The organism is Winogradskyella psychrotolerans RS-3 (assembly GCF_000427335.1).
In the GTDB taxonomy this organism is placed as follows: domain Bacteria; phylum Bacteroidota; class Bacteroidia; order Flavobacteriales; family Flavobacteriaceae; genus Winogradskyella; species Winogradskyella psychrotolerans.
In genome coordinates, this window is record NZ_ATMR01000128.1 from 198,244 (window position 1) to 216,067 (window position 17,824).

16 protein-coding genes are annotated in these 17,824 nt (G+C 34.0%); 12 read left to right on the plus strand and 4 right to left on the minus strand.

The genetic code is table 11. The features are described from left to right. Positions 1-10: 10 nt before the first annotated feature. The 4 genes from purL to ADIWIN_RS14145 all read right to left on the minus strand — a co-directional run bounded on the left by purL (position 11) and on the right by ADIWIN_RS14145 (position 8,242). Positions 11-3,700 carry a phosphoribosylformylglycinamidine synthase gene (purL, locus tag ADIWIN_RS14130; RefSeq protein WP_020896832.1) on the minus strand — a complete coding sequence of 1,230 codons (3,690 nt, stop codon included), beginning with the start codon at positions 3,698-3,700 and terminating at the stop codon, positions 11-13. A gap of 161 nt (positions 3,701-3,861) precedes the next feature. Continuing rightward, positions 3,862-4,950, minus strand: coding sequence for an endonuclease (locus ADIWIN_RS14135; RefSeq protein WP_020896833.1), 1,089 nt, complete (start codon positions 4,948-4,950; stop codon positions 3,862-3,864). A 227-nt stretch (positions 4,951-5,177) separates the two neighbouring features. Then, positions 5,178-7,004 (minus strand): endonuclease, encoded by a 1,827-nt coding sequence (locus tag ADIWIN_RS14140; RefSeq protein WP_020896834.1) that lies wholly within the window; start codon positions 7,002-7,004, stop codon positions 5,178-5,180. Positions 7,005-7,030: 26 nt separating this feature from the next. Then, a complete protein-coding gene (locus ADIWIN_RS14145) occupies positions 7,031-8,242 on the minus strand; it encodes an RsmB/NOP family class I SAM-dependent RNA methyltransferase (protein ID WP_040757432.1) in 1,212 nt (403 codons plus the stop codon). A gap of 201 nt (positions 8,243-8,443) precedes the next feature. Between ADIWIN_RS14145 and ADIWIN_RS14150 the strand changes: the two genes are divergently transcribed. From ADIWIN_RS14150 to ADIWIN_RS14205, 12 genes are all read left to right on the plus strand, one after another. Next, positions 8,444-9,022, plus strand: a complete 579-nt coding sequence (locus ADIWIN_RS14150; protein WP_020896836.1) for an RNA polymerase sigma factor — start codon at positions 8,444-8,446, stop codon at positions 9,020-9,022. Between the two features lie 228 nt (positions 9,023-9,250). After that, positions 9,251-9,463: a hypothetical protein gene (locus ADIWIN_RS14155; RefSeq protein ID WP_152487266.1), complete on the plus strand. Its 213-nt coding sequence runs from the start codon at positions 9,251-9,253 to the stop codon at positions 9,461-9,463. Between the two features lie 2 nt (positions 9,464-9,465). Beyond that, positions 9,466-9,795, plus strand: a complete 330-nt coding sequence (locus tag ADIWIN_RS14160) for a hypothetical protein (protein WP_020896838.1) — start codon at positions 9,466-9,468, stop codon at positions 9,793-9,795. Between the two features lie 300 nt (positions 9,796-10,095). Then, complete coding sequence (locus tag ADIWIN_RS14165) at positions 10,096-10,383, plus strand: EF-hand domain-containing protein (protein ID WP_020896839.1); 288 nt, start codon at positions 10,096-10,098, stop codon at positions 10,381-10,383. Positions 10,384-10,424: 41 nt separating this feature from the next. Then, the gene (locus ADIWIN_RS14170; protein ID WP_020896840.1) at positions 10,425-11,897 is read left to right on the plus strand and encodes a CotH kinase family protein; all 1,473 of its coding nucleotides are present in this window, start codon (positions 10,425-10,427) and stop codon (positions 11,895-11,897) included. 114 nt (positions 11,898-12,011) lie between these two features. Further along, a complete protein-coding gene (locus tag ADIWIN_RS14175) occupies positions 12,012-12,764 on the plus strand; it encodes a hypothetical protein (protein ID WP_020896841.1) in 753 nt (250 codons plus the stop codon). A 65-nt stretch (positions 12,765-12,829) separates the two neighbouring features. Continuing rightward, the gene (locus ADIWIN_RS19695) at positions 12,830-13,351 is read left to right on the plus strand and encodes an EF-hand domain-containing protein (RefSeq protein ID WP_161624677.1); all 522 of its coding nucleotides are present in this window, start codon (positions 12,830-12,832) and stop codon (positions 13,349-13,351) included. Positions 13,352-13,374: 23 nt separating this feature from the next. Further along, positions 13,375-14,496: a YHYH protein gene (locus ADIWIN_RS14185; protein WP_020896843.1), complete on the plus strand. Its 1,122-nt coding sequence runs from the start codon at positions 13,375-13,377 to the stop codon at positions 14,494-14,496. Positions 14,497-14,533: 37 nt separating this feature from the next. Further along, positions 14,534-15,610: a YHYH protein gene (locus ADIWIN_RS14190; RefSeq protein ID WP_020896844.1), complete on the plus strand. Its 1,077-nt coding sequence runs from the start codon at positions 14,534-14,536 to the stop codon at positions 15,608-15,610. Then, entirely contained in the window at positions 15,611-16,189 is a 579-nt protein-coding gene (locus ADIWIN_RS14195) for a hypothetical protein (protein WP_020896845.1), read from the plus strand. 213 nt (positions 16,190-16,402) lie between these two features. Next, positions 16,403-17,194: a YHYH protein gene (locus ADIWIN_RS14200; RefSeq protein ID WP_020896846.1), complete on the plus strand. Its 792-nt coding sequence runs from the start codon at positions 16,403-16,405 to the stop codon at positions 17,192-17,194. A 12-nt stretch (positions 17,195-17,206) separates the two neighbouring features. Further along, on the plus strand, positions 17,207-17,824 hold the full coding sequence (locus tag ADIWIN_RS14205; protein ID WP_020896847.1) for a toxin-antitoxin system YwqK family antitoxin: 618 nt from the start codon (positions 17,207-17,209) through the stop codon (positions 17,822-17,824).

Genomic DNA, 17,824 nt, shown 5'->3' on the forward strand with positions numbered 1-17,824 from the left:
TTCGTGTAGTTTAGGCTTTATGGCCTTCAATCCACAATCTAGCATTCACAAAAGCTTCTAACCATGGGGATACTTCGTCTTTTCTATCTTGTGGGTAATTAGCCCAATTCCATTGAAAGATTGAGCGTTCAATATGAGGCATCGTGGCTAAATGTCGTCCTGTTGTATCACAAAGCATTGCCGTGTTAAAGTCTGATCCGTTAGGATTTGCAGGATACTCAGCATAACCATATTTAGCAACAATATTATATTTGTCTTCAGAATATGGTAATTTAAATTTTCCTTCTCCATGAGAAATCCAAACCCCTAATGTAGCACCTTCTAGAGAAGAAAGCATCACAGAATTGTTTTTTTGAATTTCAACAGATGTAAAGCCACTTTCGTGTTTTTTTGAATTGTTATAGGTAAGTTTTCCATGAGTCTCGTGCTCAGGATTTACTAAATCTAATTCCATCCAAAGTTGTGCGCCATTACAAATACCAACAGACAATGTATCTTCTCTTTTAAAGAAATCCTTAATGACTTTGTTGGCATTGTCGTTATATTTAATAGCTCCTGCCCATCCTTTGGCAGAACCTAGAACATCAGAATTACTAAAACCACCAACAGCTCCTAAAAATTGAATATCCTCAAGCGTCTCTCTACCCGAAATTAAATCCGTCATATGAACATCTTTCACATCAAAACCAGCTAAATACATTGCATTTGCCATTTCGCGTTCAGAATTTGAACCTTTTTCTCTAAGAATTGCGGCTTTTGGTCGTGAACTGTTCTTGCCAAGCGCATCTTTTAATTTCCCTGTAAAATGACTTGGGAACGTAAAATCTAAAGCCTGATGTTTATAATTATCAAATCGATCTTGAGCTAAATTATTAGCGGTTTGTTTTTGATCTAATAAGAAAGATGTTTTAAACCAAACATCTCTTATTTCAGCAACATTAAAAGCGAAGTTATCTTCACTATTTTTAATGGTTACAGTTCCAGAATTGTTTGCTGTACCTATATTGAAAAATTCAATATTATTTTCTGATAAAGTTGTTTCTACAGAAGCATCTGCTTGAAAAACAATTCCTGAATTTTCTGAGAATAAAACTTTTATAGAATCTTCTTCATTTAAAGAAGTTATGTTAAAATCGGCTCCTAAATTAACATCCCCAAAACACATTTCTAATAAAGTAGTAATTAAACCTCCTGAAGCAACATCGTGTCCAGCTTTAATTTTATCTGCTTTAATTAATTCTTGAATGGTGTTAAATGTGTTTTTTACAAATGCAGTATTTGTAACATCAGGAGTTTCATTTCCAATAGCATTTAATACTTGGTTGAATGAACTTCCGCCTAATTTAAAATCGTCTTGAGAAATATTAATATAATAGATGTTTCCTCCATCAACTTTAAAAAGGGGCTCAACAACTTTGCTAATTTCATTACAGTTTCCTGCAGCAGAAATAATCACAGTTCCTGGAGAAATAACATCTCCATCTGGATATTTCTGTTTCATAGATAAAGAATCTTTTCCAGTAGGGATATTGATTCCTAAACCAATAGAAAATTCAGAAACTGCTTTTACAGCTTTATATAAACGAGCATCTTCACCCTCATTCTTACAAGGCCACATCCAATTTGCAGATAAAGAAATTGAATCTAAATTATCTTTTAAAGGTGCCCATATGATGTTGGTTAAAGATTCTGTAATTGCATTTCTGCTTCCTGCTTCCGGATTAATTAATGCAGAAATAGGAGCATGCCCAATAGACGTAGCAACTCCTTCTTTTCCATTGTAATCTAAAGCCATTACACCAACGTTATTTAACGGAATTTGTAATGGACCAACACATTGTTGTTTGGCAACTTTACCACCAACACAACGGTCTACCTTATTTGTTAACCAATCTTTACAAGCTACAGCTTCTAACTGTAAAACTTGTTTCAAATAGATTTCTAAGTTCTTCGTTTTGTAACGTGGGTTTTTATATTTTCTGATGACCGTTTTATCTGTCATTATTGTTTTTGGAGACGAACCAAACATATCTTCTAAGGCTAAATCCATAGGTTTTTCTCCTGTTGATTTAGATTCAAAAGTAAAACGATCATTTGCAGTAACTTCACCGACGTCGTAAATTGGAGAACGCTCTCTATCTGCAATTTTATGTAAAGTTTCTAAATGTTTTTTGGCAATCACTAATCCCATACGTTCTTGAGATTCGTTACCAATAATTTCTTTTGCTGAAAGGGTAGGGTCACCAACGGGTAATTTATCTAAATCGATTTTACCACCTGTATCTTCTACTAATTCTGATAAGCAATTTAAATGTCCACCAGCACCATGATCGTGAATAGAAACAATAAAGTTTTCTTCACTTTCTACCATACCACGGACCGCATTTGCAGCACGTTTTTGCATTTCTGGGTTAGAACGTTGTACAGCGTTTAATTCAATTCCTGAAGCTAATGCACCAGTATCGGCAGAAGAAACAGCAGCGCCTCCCATACCAATTCTGTAATTGTCACCACCTAAAATTACAATTTTATCTCCTTTTTTAGGGGTGTCTTTTAAAGCCTGATCTGCTTTGCCATAACCAATACCTCCAGCTTGCATAATTACCTTGTCGTAGCCTAACTTTCTAGCTTCAGATGCGCTAGAGGAAGAATTTTCTTGATGTTCAAAAGTTAATACAGAACCTGTAATTAATGGTTGTCCAAATTTGTTTCCAAAATCAGAGGCTCCATTAGATGCTTTTATTAAAATGTCCATTGGTGTCTGATACAACCAATCTCTAGCTTCAAATTTATTTTCCCAATATCTGTTTTCTTCTAAACGAGAATAAGACGTCATGTAAACGGCTGTTCCTGCTAAAGGTAAAGATCCTTTTCCTCCTGCAAGTCTATCTCTAATTTCACCACCAGAACCTGTTGCAGCACCATTAAAAGGCTCAACGGTTGTTGGGAAGTTATGCGTTTCAGCTTTTAATGAAATTACAGATTCGTAATCTTTAGTCTGATAAAAGTCTGGCTTATCTGCTGTTTTAGGAGCAAATTGTTCCACTTTAGGACCTTTTATAAAAGCAACGTTGTCTTTATAAGCCGAAACAATGTCATTTGGAAATTGCTTAGACGTTTCTTTTATCAATTTGAATAAAGACGTTGGCATTTCTTCCCCATCAATAACAAAAGTTCCGTTGAATATTTTATGACGACAGTGTTCAGAATTGACTTGAGAAAATCCAAAGACTTCAGAATCGGTTAATGGTCGTCCTATTTTTTTAGAAGTATTTTCTAAGTACTCCACTTCTTCGTCACTAAGAGATAAACCTTCTTGTTGATTGTAAGCTGAAATGTCTTCTATATTTAAAATTGCTTCAGGTTGACTATCAATTTTAAAAATCTCTTGATTCAGACTTTGATACTTTTCAGAAATCATTGGGTCGTAATCCTTAAAATCATCAGGAATAGAAGTGAATTCTTCAATTCTTATGATGTCAGAAATTCCCATGTTTTGAGTAATCTCAACAGCGTTTGTACTCCACGGAGTAATCATTGCAGCTCTAGGTCCAACAAAAAAAGCATCGAGAGATGCTTGTCCTATTTTAGGTTGGTCGCCAAATAACCAAGTCAGTTTTGAAATGGTTTCTGTTGATAATTCTTTTGTGGCTTGAACAGCAAATACCTTACTGTTTTGGTTTCCGAAGAAATGAATCATTTATGTCGTGTATTTGAGTTGTGTTTAGTAAAATGCAAATTTACTTTTTTTAAACTTGATTTAACTCATAATTGCCTATTCAAAATTGAGAGTTGTTCACGATGTTTTAAACATAAAAAAGCGACTCATGGAGTCGCTTTTTTTTATATGTGTAATTATAATTATTGTTTGATTAATCTTTTCGTTTGAGTTGCGTTTTCAGAATTTAACTTTACGATATAAACACCTTTAGTTAATTCTGAGATGTTTAATTTAGATTGGTTAGACGTGATTTTTTGAACGGTGACCTTTTTACCTAAAATATTATAAACTTCAGCGATAATTGCTTGGTTGGATAAAATGGTTACTTCATTACCATTTGCGGGATTAGGAAACATTGTAATACGATTTTGTTCTACATCTGTTACAGAAAGACTCTCCCATCTGTTTTGAGCTTCAGGCCCACCCCAAATTACAGTCGCTAAATAAGGGTTGTCTATGAAAGGGTTTCTGTTACCTTGTGCAAATTCATTATTTGGATTTCCATGATACGCATTTCTAACATCTTCTAAATCTCCTTCAACGACAGGATCTTCAGCATTCCATTTTAAAAATAAATCTATCATAGCATCAGGAGTAGAAGCACTACTTCCGTTACCAACACCTGTTGGTAAACAACGTTCGCCGTAACGTAAGTACATGTACATAATAATTCTTGCACAGTCACCTTTCCATTCGTCACCAGGATACCAGCCTCCACTAGTGTTACCAGATTCACCATTTGTGAACTGACCAGTACTTTTATCTGCAAACTTTAAGCTTCCGCGTTGACCATTTCTTTGAACATCACTAGGTCTAAGCATTTGAGCATCAGAACCAGGACCAGAAGTCCCTAAATTAGGACTCCCTAAAGATTTTGGATACACATGCTCTCTGTTCCAGTCGCCAACACCACCTCCGTTATCAAACTTTCCTCTAGTTCTGTCAGTGGTTACACTGCCATCAGTATCGTTATATCCATAAAGTAAAAGTACATTATTAGAATTGTTTGGGTCTAAATCTGTAATCCTAGATGCATCCCAAACATCACTGTAACTTAAATAGTTGACGTGCTTATCTTCAGTGACATCAATTAAATCATTTTTCAAAGAAATACCAGTAGAGGTAAAATCAACAGTGCTATAGTAAGATTCTAATTCAGTTGGTGGAGCTAATTGTGCAAATGCAATTGAGGTAGCAAATGCTAATAATAAAGTGTAAAAGTGTTTCATTAATTTTTGATTATTTTAATAATGACATGTCGAATCCGTAGAAATAGAATTCATAGGTTTTGTCTGTAACAAAGGTAAATAAAAATAGAGATTAGACTTTTTTTTAACACCTTTAAGAAAAGCTGTGCTTTAAGTCTTGATAATGTTTGTTTTAAACAAAAAAAAGCAGTTACACTTCAACGACGCTTAGTGAGTAACTGCTTTTATTTTATTAAGAATCCGTGAGTTTATTGTTTAACAAGCTTTTTTGTAACCGTTGAATTACCTTGTGTAATTTTTACAATATAAATTCCAGTTTTTAAAGCCTGAAGACTTAAATCGCTAGTTTTATTGATGTTGGTTTTAAAGACTCGCTTTCCAAGAATATCAAAAATTTCAATATTTGTAGTAAGATCAGATTTTAAATCTACGGTTAAATTATTTTTAACTGGGTTTGGATGAATCTTAACACTAGCAACATTAAAATCGTCAACATTTAAAGCTGAATAACAGGTATAAGATAAATCGTCAAATACAACTCTATTATTAGTACCACTATTACCATCAATTACAATAGAAACACTATTTTCTATGTTAATGTTAGGTAATGTAACGGTTTGCTCAGTAGCACTGTAAGCAATTGTTCCCACAAACGTTCCGTTCACATTAACATTAAATGTGCCGTCAGAACCACTAAAGACACGTTTCGTTGTTACGGTAAGCGCACCAATTCCGCCAGAGGTTGTAGGTAGTGTTAACACGCCATCTCTAACTGTGATAGCAGCAGTTGTAGTCGCATTTATGACTTGATCAGTTCTAGCTTCTGTAGCAGTCCATATGCCTCCTTCGTCACCTGTCCAGCTAACATCTGAATAAGAACCAATAGAGGTATCTAAATTAGCAAAAGTTTCAATTAAACAATCAGATCCTCCAATTGTCCCATTATTAGTAGTGGTTTCACAATCTTCATTACTAAAACCAGACTCATTGCCAGCAGCATCTTTCGCTTTAATTGTAAAGCAATAGTTGGTATCTGCTGTTAAACCATTTGCTGTAGTTGATGTGTTACTCGAATTGAAAGCAAATGTTCCGTCAATATATATGTCATAAGATATAACTCCAATATTGTCAGTAGAAGCCGTCCAACTCAAATCTATAGAATTATCAGTAGGATTAGAAGCTACTAAATTAGTAGGGTCTGTTGGCGCTTCAGTATCTGGAGTAGGATTCCAAATTAGATCTGCATATTCAGGATGGTCCACAAAAGGGTTTGCGTTTCCTTGAAAATTAAAAGCAGCATTATTTCTTTCGCGCTCTCTTTGGTCTACAGGATCTACATTATTATGCCAATCTAATAAAACCTCTATTGCCCAAGGGAAAAATACTTGGTCATTAGTGCCATTGAACATGCCAAAACTTGTGTAACCGTCAATATTATTTTCATAACGTGTCGCAAAATATAGTAGTGATCTTGCAATGTCTCCTTTAAACTCATCGATAGGTTCAAAAACAACACCTGAGTAACCAGCCATTGCACTTGTTCCTCGTTTTGAGCCGTTGTCTGACGTCAAATTTACTGATCCTACATTTCCAAAAGAATAAGACCCTCTATAGTTGTTAACTCTGCAATCCGTTGGGATAACGTGGTGAATATCACTCTGCATTGGGTAATTACTATTGAAAGACGATTGTGGAACAATATGCTCTCTATTATAACAATCACCTTCTGAATTTTGATTACCACCTTCATCAACATTGTGTGTAAAATTGTAAGGATCCGTACCCGTTGGGTTTTCAGAATAAAAATCTAAAACAGTTCCGTCATTTTCATAATTTGTACCACCTGTAACATCGATATCGGAGTGCGTATCTACATAACCATTAGAACCAGAAACTCCAGCTCCATCATAAAGTTGATCGTATGTTCTAGCGGTATGACCATTTGATGTAATACTTTTTAACTGTGTTTTTAAAACAAAACCAGATAAACCATTTGCACTATCGTAGTAATTTGAAGGGATTTGAGCAAACCCAATACTAGATACTAATAAAAATAGAACGTAAATGTGTTTCATATGTCGTATGGTAATAAGTTATTTTGTTATTTCTTTTCTAAAAGCGCCATATAGAATCCATCAAACCCAGATTTATAAGCTAATATCTTTTTGTCCTTTACAAGTGTAAATTCTTGTCCTGTTTCCGTAGTTAAGAATTTTTGAACTTGTTCTTGGTTTTCTGAAGGTAAAACAGAACAGGTCGCATAGACCATCTTTCCGCCAGATTTCACCATTTTAGAGTATTGCTCTAAAACCTCTTGTTGAGTTTTCTTAATGTTTTCAATAAATTCAGGTTGTAATTTCCACTTAGCATCTGGGTTTCGTCTTAAAACTCCAAGTCCAGAACAAGGTGCATCAATTAATAAACGATCTGCTTTACCATGTAATTTCTTAATAGGTTTAGTCGAATCGATGACTTTCATTTCAATATTATGAACACCATTTCTACGTGCTCTAACTTTTAGTTTTCTCAATTTACTTTCATAAATGTCCATCGCTATAAGTTGTCCTTTGTTCTCCATTAAAGATGCTAAATGCAATGTTTTTCCACCTGCACCAGCACAAACATCAACAACTTTCATACCTGGTTTAACATCCAAATAATCAGCAACTAATTGAGAAGAGGCATCTTGAACTTCAAACCAACCATCTTTAAAAGCTTGCGTCACAAAAACGTTAGCACGCTCTTTTAATTTTAAAGCTGAAGGGTGATTTGGTAAAAATTCAGTCTCAATATCTTCAGACTGTAACTTAAGTTGTAAATCGGCTTTATTTGTTTTAAGTGTATTCACTCTAAGTATAACATCAGCCTGCTCGTTTTGCATAGCGATCTCCTTAGTCCATTCGGCTTCACCTAATTCTTTGACACCTAATTCGTCAATCCAATCTGGAATCGATTCTTTGTATTTTCTAATTTTAGACAATTCATCAAAACGTCCTTTGATTTTTCGAGATGGAGTATCTGTAAAGTATTTCCAATCTGGTAATTTTATGCCTTTTAGGGTTGCCCAAACGGCAAAAATTCTCCATAGGTCATCTCTGTGATATGGTGCTTTTACATTTGCTATTTCAGCATAAAGTCTTTGGTATCGTACAATAGTGTAAACGGTTTCTGCTACAAAACCTCTGTCTCTGCTTCCCCAACGTTTATCGCGTTTTAGTAATTGTTGTATCACTTTATCAGCATATTCACCTTCATTAAAAACAAGGTGTAATCCGTCAATTACGGCAAAGCATAAGTTTCTGTGTAATCTCATATTAGGTCTTCTGTTTTGAGTATTCATTTTGCAGTAGTTTAATCGCTGCAAAAAAGAACATACAAAGGTAAGAGAAAAGTTTAAGAGTATAAGGTTTTATTGTAAAGTGTTATCTTTTAAAAAAATTATTAATATGTTCCGCAAGTTTTTTTTAGTAACCGCATCTAAACTAAATTAGCACCTATTAATCAACAGTATTTTTTGAACGAAACCGAATTCATACAAGAATTAAAATTAAAAAGCACATCAGCTTACAGTCAACTGTTGGATAATTTTCAACAGAAGGTGTTTAGTACTTGTATTTCGTTTGTACCTAATAGAGAAGATGCCGAAGATATAGCGCAAGACGTTTTTGTGGAAGTTTTTAAATCGATTGATAAATTTAAAGGCGATTCAAAATTATCGACTTGGATTTATAGAATTACAACGAACAAATGTTTAGAATTTATACGAAAGAAGAATACTAAAAAACGTTTTGCTTTTTTACAATCTATAACAGGAAATGCTATTCCTATAGATAAAACGGATTATTTCACAGAAATGAATCACCCCGGAATTTTATTGGAGAACAAAGAATTGAATGCCACTTTATTTAAAGCAATTAATGGTTTGCCCGAAAGTCAGACTGTGGTATTTACACTTCATAAAATAGATGGTAAAAGTTATCAGGAAATCGCAGAGATTACCAAACGTAGTTTGTCTTCTGTTGAATCTATAATGTTTAGAGCAAAAAAGAATTTACAAAACGCATTGGAAAACTATTATAAAAATGAACATTAACACAAGTTTTTTTAAACTTTTGCATCTAAAGATATAATTATCAATGTTTGTTCAAAATGTCATTAGCCGACGGAATGACTTATAAAGAACAACAAATGTCTGTAAAAAGACAAATAAGTATAAACACACTAAATCGAATGTAGAAATGAATAAAAAGTAAAAGACACCTTTGATTCCATCGCGTCTATTGAAGAGGTTAAAGTGTCTCCGTTTTTTAAGGAAAACGTAATGCATCAAATTCGGAATGTCTCAGAAGACATACAAGACGCAACTTGGTCGTGGTTAACTCCTAAACTACAATTGGCAACATTGGTTTGTGTTGTGGTTTTAAATCTAGTCGCATTCAATAATCTGAAGAAAACAAATTATGATGAGAATGTTAGCAATTTTGCCGAATCTTATGGGTTATCTACAAGTATAGAAACTTCTTTAATAGATTAATTATGAAGAAAAATGTAATATTATATGTGCTACTTGTGTTTCTTATTGTTGTTAATGGTTTTTTCTTATATAATTATATAGGAAATACTAGCGGTGACAACATAAATGAACCACAACGAAACAGAAACTTTATAGTTAAAGAGCTCGGATTTAATAAAGCGCAATTAGAAGAATTTAAAGAAAAGAGTGAAGGTCATCATAAAACTATGATGCGTTTGTCTGATGAGGTTAAGGAATTAAAAGATGTACTCTTCAGTAAATTGTCTGATGATTATATAGATGAATCGGTAATTGATTCTATTTCAGGATTAATTTGTGAAAAGGAAAAGTAAAAGAAAAAGAAGTGTTTTATCATTTTAAAATGATTCAAGAATTATCTAACGATACACAAAAAGAAAGTTTAAAACAATAATAATGGATGCGCTACGCCAAGATGAGCAAGGGCAAAGACCACCTCCACCAAGGGAGGGTGAAGGACATAGACCGCCTCCACGAAATCCATAAGTATATTATACACTATAAAAGACCTTCAGTAATTGAGGGTCTTTTTTTTGTGTTTTTTTTAACAAGGATGCGCACAAGTTTATAAAAATAAGCTCATCTAAAAGTATATAATCTTAAAACATATAATTATGAAAAAGCACGCATTTAAAACAGTAGTCCTAACATTTGGAATCGCAATTTTTATGTCGAATTCTGTTTTTGGTCAAACGGGTAATAAGCAGGATAGAAAAAAGCCACCAACATTTAAAGAATTAATAAAAGAGATGGATGCAAATGAAGATGGGAAATTGTCTAAAACAGAAATAAAAGGCCCTTTAAAAGAACATTTTTCTGAAATAGATACTGATGAGGACGGCTTTATCACCGAAGAAGAATTTGAAAAAGCACCAAAGCCAGAACGAAAGGAAAGAAACTAATTCGTATTAATTCAAACTAACACAATAAAAATTAGATACATATGAAGGAGGTTAATAACAAATTAAGTGTGCTATATATCGCACTACTATGTAGTATTTCTATAGTAACTTTTAATGCCTGTAGCAATGATGATGATGATGATGATGATGATGCAGAAACTGAAGAGGTAGTTGGCGCAGACGTCGATGATACTGATTTTGAAGCTACAGATTGGACTACAGAAACACATAGTAAAGATGCTGATCCAAATTTTGATGAAGTGTTTGACGATGCTAGTGTAAAACGATTAGATCTTGTTATTACAGAAGCACGTTGGCAGACCATGTTAGATGATATGACTGATTTATATGGCACATTTGGAACGAGTTCAGCGGGACCAGGTGGTCCTGGTGCTGGAGGTCCAGAAGGTCCAAACGACTTAGTAGAAGTAGATGAAGATCCTATTTTTGTACCTGCAGAAGTGTTTTACAACGGTAAAGAATGGTATAGAGTTGGTGTGCGTTTTAAAGGGAATTCTAGTTTGCAGTCTAGCTGGTCTAATGGGATATTGAAACTATCTTTTAAATTAGATTTTGACGAATATGAAGATGATTACCCTCAGATTAATAACCAACGTTTTTATGGCTTTAAAAAATTAAGTCTTAAAAATAATTATAACGATAAATCGATGTTACGAGAAAAAGTAGCAGGAGACGTATTTAGAAATGCAGGTTTGGCAGGTTCTCACACCGCTTTTTATACGGTATATGTAGATCATGGAGATGGACCAACATACTTCGGACTTTATACAATGGTTGAAGAAGTTGATGATACCGTTTTAGAGACTCAGTTTTCTGATGATGACGGAGACTTGTATAAGCCAGATGGTGATGGAGCAAGTTTTGTCTATGGTTCGTTTACAGAAGATGTCTTTGTTAAGAAAACAAATGAAGACGATAATGATTGGTCAGATATCCAAAGTTTATTTTCAGCGTTACATGATGATGTAAGAACAACGGATGCTTCAACATGGAGAACTAACTTGGAAACCGTATTTGATACGGATACCTTTTTAAAGTATTTAGCAACAAATACAGTGATTCAGAATTGGGATACCTACGGTAGAATGACACATAATTATTTTCTTTACAACAATCCTGATACGAGTAAATTAACTTGGATTCCTTGGGATAATAATGAAGCATTACAAGAAGGAAATAATTTAGGTGCATTGCCTTTGGATTTTTCAGGATTAAGTAGCGAAGCGTGGCCATTAATAGGTTACATCTATCAAGATGAGGTGTATAAAGCACAATACGATTCTTATCTTCAAGAGGTGGTTAATGGTGCATTTAATGTCAATACTATCCAATCGCAGTATGCAACATATTCAGCTTTAATAGAGCCTTATGCAACGTCAGAACTCACAGGTTATACTTTTTTAAATAGTAGTTCAGATTTTCAAGCGGCCGTTAATGAGTTAAATACACATGTGGTTTCTCGGGCAGATGCGGTAAATAATTATATAAATTAATAGATAGGTTTTTTTGATTGATTTGGTTGTTTATTTAAGGCTTCGTGAGAGATTGCGAAGCTTTTTTTTTCTTCAAAAATAAAAGGATAAGACCTATAATTCAGAATTGGTGATATGAGATTATTTAGAAAAATAAGCAAGAAATTATTGATTTCAGGTAAATTCAAAAGTTATGTTGTTTATGCGCTTGGAGAAATTTTACTTATTGTTATTGGTGTTCTGATAGCTTGGAAAATTAACAATTTAAACGAATTAAGAAAAAATAGAATTGTAGAAGTAAAAATATACGAATCTTTACATGAGGAGCTAAATTCAAACTTAGTGCTTTTAGATTCTTCCATTGCCAGTTATACTAAAAACAGGGAAGCCATAGAAGCGACTTTAGATCTCATTATGACAGAGCAACAGGACGAGTTGGGAACAGATGAAAAAAACACGATTATTAATGTCGATTATAAACCAACACAACTGCATACAGGAGCTATAAATTCAGTGAATACAACTAATAAATTTGAGTTTATAGAAGGTGTGTTGTTGAAAAATTTAATTGCAGCTTATCCGAATGAGTTAGATAATTTTGAAAACCAAGAAGCTAAAATTAAGAACATCATTGTTAATCGGTTACAGCCTGCGATAGAAAAGTATGTATCGTTGATTGATATTCTTACGAAGCGTGAATTTAATATAAACAGGCTACAAACATTTTCTGTTGAATCTAATTATGCTCAGTTACTTAAAAGTAGAGAATATCAGAACTGTTTGGTAGATCGGTTATTGCAAACTGAAATCCAATTAACAAATGCTATAAGTTTAAGAGAAAAAACGCAAATCATGGCGTTTCAGTTACATAAAGAACTCTCAAATTAATTTTTAAAGTGAACCGCAAGTTTTTATTTGTTATGGCATCTAAAAATAAAACCAGAATAATTAAGATGAAAAAGAGACACATAAAGCTAACAATCACAATTTTTTCAATGCTATTAGGTTTAGCCACTTTTGCACAAGGACCTCTAGGTGGTGGCAGAGGTGGAAGCCAAGGAGGTGGACCTCCAAAAGGGGAAAAGCCAGATGCTTCAGAAATATTGAAATTATTGGATACAAACAATGATGATAAAATAGATAAAGAGGAAGCTTCAAAAGATAAGCGAGGAAAAATTTCTGAGGATTTTGATTCCATAGATGCTAATGAAGATGGATTTATAGATTTGGAAGAATTGGAAGCATCCTTAGATAGTTCAAAACCTAAAAAAGTATCTGTAAAGAAACTTTTAAAAGAAGTAGATCAAGATGAAGATGGACAATTAAATGAGTTGGAGGTCGCGGCAAAAGACAAACGCGATTTAATGGATAATTTTTCTGAAATCGATGTCAATGAAGATAGTCAATTAGATGCTGAGGAATTGAAAGCGTTCTACTCAAAAACAGATAAGAAAAAGCGAAAGAATAAAGATTAAGTTTAAATATTTACAATTAGAATATGAAACAGATATATAAATTTTTTGGTGTCATTTTATTAGGTCTTTTGTTGGCTTGTAATGGCCATAAGGGAACTAGTGAACATAGCCATAATGGTGGTGAAACACATTCACATTCGCCTTCAAATATCGCTAGCAATTATTTTGGAGCTTATGATTTAGAAGATGAGAATTTTGGAACTAAAACTAAGGTTACACTTACGGCAGACGAACGTATTATGGTGACCAATGCATTACCAAATCATAAAACAGGTGAATTTCCAAATCAAGGCAATCCAAATACAATTTCCGCTCAGAATAAAACGTATAGTTTTCCTTTACACCCAAAATATACAGGAAAAGCAACATGGTCACGAGAGCCAGGAGTAGCCTTAAACGGTATTAAGTTTGAACCAGGAACAGCAGAAGTTGTGGTTTGTGATACGGGCGAAAACTATCGTGTAGAAGCACTTCAAGATGTTATAGATTTAGGCTTAGATTTTAATCATGCACATGTGCAACCAACAGGTGCTTATCATTATCATGGCACACCAACCTCTGTAATTGACGATTTTGATAATGGAGAAGATATGGTTCATATTGGTTTTGCTCACGACGGTTTTCCAATGTACTACTCTAAAAGTGGAAAATATAAGCCAAGTTATAAACTCTTAGGTGGTGATAGAGAAGGAGAAGATTGTACATATACAACGCATAAAACTATTGATATTTCTGTTGGTGGACATCATGATGGTACTTACGAATCCGATTATGAATATGTTGCTAATTCTGGTGATTTAGATGAGTGTAACGGTATTACCATAAATGATAACTATATGTATTTGGTAACAAATGAATTTCCGTATGTAGGGCGTTGTTTAATGGGAGAAACATCAGATGAGCAACAAGGGCCACCAAATGGAGCGCAAGGACAGAGGCCTAGTGTTACAGATTTAATGAATCAAATGGATGCTAATAAAGATGGTAAGCTATCTAAAGATGAAGTAAAAGGGCCTTTGGCTGAACAATTTTCAGAAATAGATACAAACAAGGATGGTTTTATTTCAAAAACTGAATTAAAAGACGGATCAACTCAAGGTAAAAAAGAACCTCAGGGAAGAAGACTTAGAGGCGGAAGACATTAAAAAAAGGATCTATTATAATAACTACCCCAATCAATTAATGAAAAATAGACTAAAATTAGTACTGGTAATTGTATTAGCCATATGCGCAGCATGTTCAGACAATGGCGACAGCACATGTACAGAATTAACTTGGTATCAGGATTTTGATGAGGATAACTTTGGGAATCCAGATGTAAGCATAGAAGCTTGTGATCAACCCGATGGTTATGTAGCTGATAATTCAGATACTGATGATTCTGGTTGTCTGTCAGACCAAATTTTAGATAGTTCAAGAGGAGATTGTAATCAGACATTAGCATTTGCCGCTTCATATAACCAAACTATTACGGGAACCACTAGAGTCATTACGTCTAATAGCATACCAAATCATCTTGTTGGAACTTTTGGAATAGGCCCTGGGTCATTAAATCCAAATGCTATTTCGGAGCAAAATGAAAGTTATATGCTAACCATGAATCCAACAGAAGCTAATGTTTTGACTCCCTTGTTATCAACAATAGGAGTAGGACCCAATGCAGGACCACAATATTCATTTGGTATTTTATTAAATGGAGTCGAATTAGATCCTGTTGCAGCAGAACCTTTTCCTCATGAAGGAGCGATGAGTCCAAACGTAAATTGGGAGTGGAATTTAGAGGCTTTAAATGTTAACTTAGGTTTAGATTGTAATAGTGCACACGTACAACCAACTGGTAAATACCATTACCATGGTTCGCCTGTGCTCTTTTTAGAATCACTAAATATCCCCACAAATGCGATGACATTAATTGGCTATGCAGCAGATGGTTTTCCTGTTTATTATAAATATGCGTATTCAGAGGTCACAAACACGAACTCTTCTGTTGTAGCAATGACTTCGAGTTACCAACTAAAATCGGGCAATAGAGGAGGAGATGGAGTTATAGCTCCTTGCGGAGATTATGATGGAGTTTATTCTAATGATTACGAATATATTTCAGGTCTAGGCACTTTAGATGAAGCCAATGGTAGAACCGGAGTCACTCCAGAATATCCATCAGGAACATACTACTATGTTATAACTGACGACTATCCTAGTATTCCAAGATTCTTTAAAGGAACACCATCTAATGATTTCAAAATAGGAAACAATTAGATGAAATTTTCTAGTTGTATAGTCTTACTTTTTTTTGCCTTTACGAGTTTAGGATTTGCTCACGACGCCAATAAAGCTTTTTTTAATATTCAACAAAAAGATAATCTGGTTGAGGTCAAATCTGAATTTCCATGGAGTATTAGAAATGCCCTTCTAGAGGCTAATCCTGAATTGGAAAACTCTAAAAATAAAGCCGATTTTGATGCTGCCTTTTTTGATTACGTTAAAACTAATTTTGAATTGAGAAATGGGGATTCAATTTTAAAATTAATCGCTGTTGAAGAGGTCATGCATTATGAACATTCACATGCCAATGCTTTTGTCTTTTTATTTGAAGGAATAGCCTTCGATGCCATAAAAAACACCTTGATGTTTAATGCCTATAAAGATCAGGAAAACTACCATGATGTTCTTATTGAAGATGAGCATTTAAAATTCATAACATCACCAGATTCATCTGTAGTTGTAGTACAATCCGTATCTCGAAGGAGTGGAGGGAATACCATTAAAATAGGCTTAATCCTAATCATTATTTGTGTTTTGGGAGTCTTTCTTTGGATTCAGCGGAAAAAATCATGATTCAGAATAGCCATCGAGAATCTTTTAAGGTGATACTTTATAATTCCATGATAAGAAACAAGAATTATTCGTTTTTGTAAATCGATCATAATCAGTTTGTAGTGTTTTTGTTTGAAGCTTTTTTTGTTAAATAAATATTAAATATAAAAAGCTGCACAAGTTTATTTCTGTTAGGGCATCTAAATATTAAATAACCTTAAAAACACTAATAACATGAAAATTTATTTTAAACCTTTAACCTACATTACCATTTTTGCTTTTGCATTATTTACTTGCAGCAGTGATGATTCGTCTAGCGATGATAGTGTTGATAACGGTGATGATGACGATGTAGCAGTAACAGAATTACATGCAGCTTTTGCCGCGTTTAATTCAGATGCCGTTACCGCTATTTTATCTGATGATGGTACTGAAGTTTATATTGAAACTACAGGATTCCCAGACCATACCTCAATTTATTGGGAAACAGATAATGCCCTTTATATGGATGAGCCAGGTGTTACAAAAACAACTCAAGATACTTACATTGGTGGAGGGCAAGGTGAAGCGGCAAGTTTTACTGTTGATGCAATTCCAAACTTAACAGGCAGTACAGTTACTACACAATTAAATACTATTGGTATAGCAGTTAGTGGAGCATCTATCTTTAATGACCAAGAAGGTGCGGGAGATTTAGATCAAGCTGCTGGAAGCTTAGATTGGGCAGGAGCTCACAAAGGTCCTGGTGTGTATCATTATCATTTAGAGCCTACACCAATCACTAACGATGATGAAAGTTTAGTCGGTATATTACTTGATGGTGTTTTCATTTATGGAAGACAATGTATCTCAACGGGAACATACCCTACAGATTTAGATGCTTCAGGTGGTCACACGTCTACGACACAATATACAGATGGAGCGGAAGAGTATCATTATCATATAATTAATGAAGAGTATCCTGCAGGTAATTATGCATATGACCCAGCGTATGTTCTTTTTGCTGGACCATTTCAAGGCTACTAAATTATAAAGAATATGAAACCAATTTATTTTTTAATTCTTATTGTATTTTCAATAACGAGTTGTAATGAAACGTCAACGCGTAAAAGTGATCCTACTATTGCTATTGAAGAGCAACCTATCATTATAGATTCTGTTGAAGTGTTAAAAAGTGAATTGGTTCTTAACGGAAATAAAGGCAAATGGTATTATAAAGGAGAACCGTATAATGGGTATTCTTTAAAGTTTTACCCTAATGGTGCTTTAGAAGAAAAATGGGGTTTTATTAATGGTAAAAGAGAAGGTGTTGCGAGGCGCTGGACTAAAAATGAAATCCTTCAATTGGAATCTTATTATAAAAATAATAGGTTAGTAGGTGTCTATAAAACATGGTGGGAAAATGGGGTGTTATCAGGTGAAACGTATTATGAGAACGGAGTGAAGCACGGTGAGGAAAGAAAATGGTATTCCGATGGGCAATTGTTTAAATTAAGACATTATGTTGAAGGAAAAGAACATGGTTTTCAAAAAGCTTGGTTAGCCAACGGTAAATTATATGTTAATTATGAAGCCAGAAATGGTCGTATTTTCGGTATGCGAAGAGCAAATTCATGTGTAAGATTAGAGGATGAAGTCATTATTAGAAAAAAATAA

Excerpts from the sequence above, each read along its gene's own strand:
- purL (WP_020896832.1), bottom strand. The coding sequence starts at position 3,700 with ATGATTCATTTCTTCGGAAACCAAAACAGTAAGGTATTTGCTGTTCAA.
- ADIWIN_RS14135 (WP_020896833.1), bottom strand. The coding sequence starts at position 4,950 with ATGAAACACTTTTACACTTTATTATTAGCATTTGCTACCTCAATTGCA.
- ADIWIN_RS14140 (WP_020896834.1), bottom strand. The coding sequence starts at position 7,004 with ATGAAACACATTTACGTTCTATTTTTATTAGTATCTAGTATTGGGTTT.
- ADIWIN_RS14145 (WP_040757432.1), bottom strand. The coding sequence starts at position 8,242 with ATGAGATTACACAGAAACTTATGCTTTGCCGTAATTGACGGATTACAC.
- ADIWIN_RS14155 (WP_152487266.1), top strand. The coding sequence starts at position 9,251 with ATGCATCAAATTCGGAATGTCTCAGAAGACATACAAGACGCAACTTGG.
- ADIWIN_RS14160 (WP_020896838.1), top strand. The coding sequence starts at position 9,466 with ATGAAGAAAAATGTAATATTATATGTGCTACTTGTGTTTCTTATTGTT.
- ADIWIN_RS14165 (WP_020896839.1), top strand. The coding sequence starts at position 10,096 with ATGAAAAAGCACGCATTTAAAACAGTAGTCCTAACATTTGGAATCGCA.
- ADIWIN_RS14170 (WP_020896840.1), top strand. The coding sequence starts at position 10,425 with ATGAAGGAGGTTAATAACAAATTAAGTGTGCTATATATCGCACTACTA.
- ADIWIN_RS14175 (WP_020896841.1), top strand. The coding sequence starts at position 12,012 with ATGAGATTATTTAGAAAAATAAGCAAGAAATTATTGATTTCAGGTAAA.
- ADIWIN_RS19695 (WP_161624677.1), top strand. The coding sequence starts at position 12,830 with ATGAAAAAGAGACACATAAAGCTAACAATCACAATTTTTTCAATGCTA.
- ADIWIN_RS14185 (WP_020896843.1), top strand. The coding sequence starts at position 13,375 with ATGAAACAGATATATAAATTTTTTGGTGTCATTTTATTAGGTCTTTTG.
- ADIWIN_RS14190 (WP_020896844.1), top strand. The coding sequence starts at position 14,534 with ATGAAAAATAGACTAAAATTAGTACTGGTAATTGTATTAGCCATATGC.
- ADIWIN_RS14195 (WP_020896845.1), top strand. The coding sequence starts at position 15,611 with ATGAAATTTTCTAGTTGTATAGTCTTACTTTTTTTTGCCTTTACGAGT.
- ADIWIN_RS14200 (WP_020896846.1), top strand. The coding sequence starts at position 16,403 with ATGAAAATTTATTTTAAACCTTTAACCTACATTACCATTTTTGCTTTT.
- ADIWIN_RS14205 (WP_020896847.1), top strand. The coding sequence starts at position 17,207 with ATGAAACCAATTTATTTTTTAATTCTTATTGTATTTTCAATAACGAGT.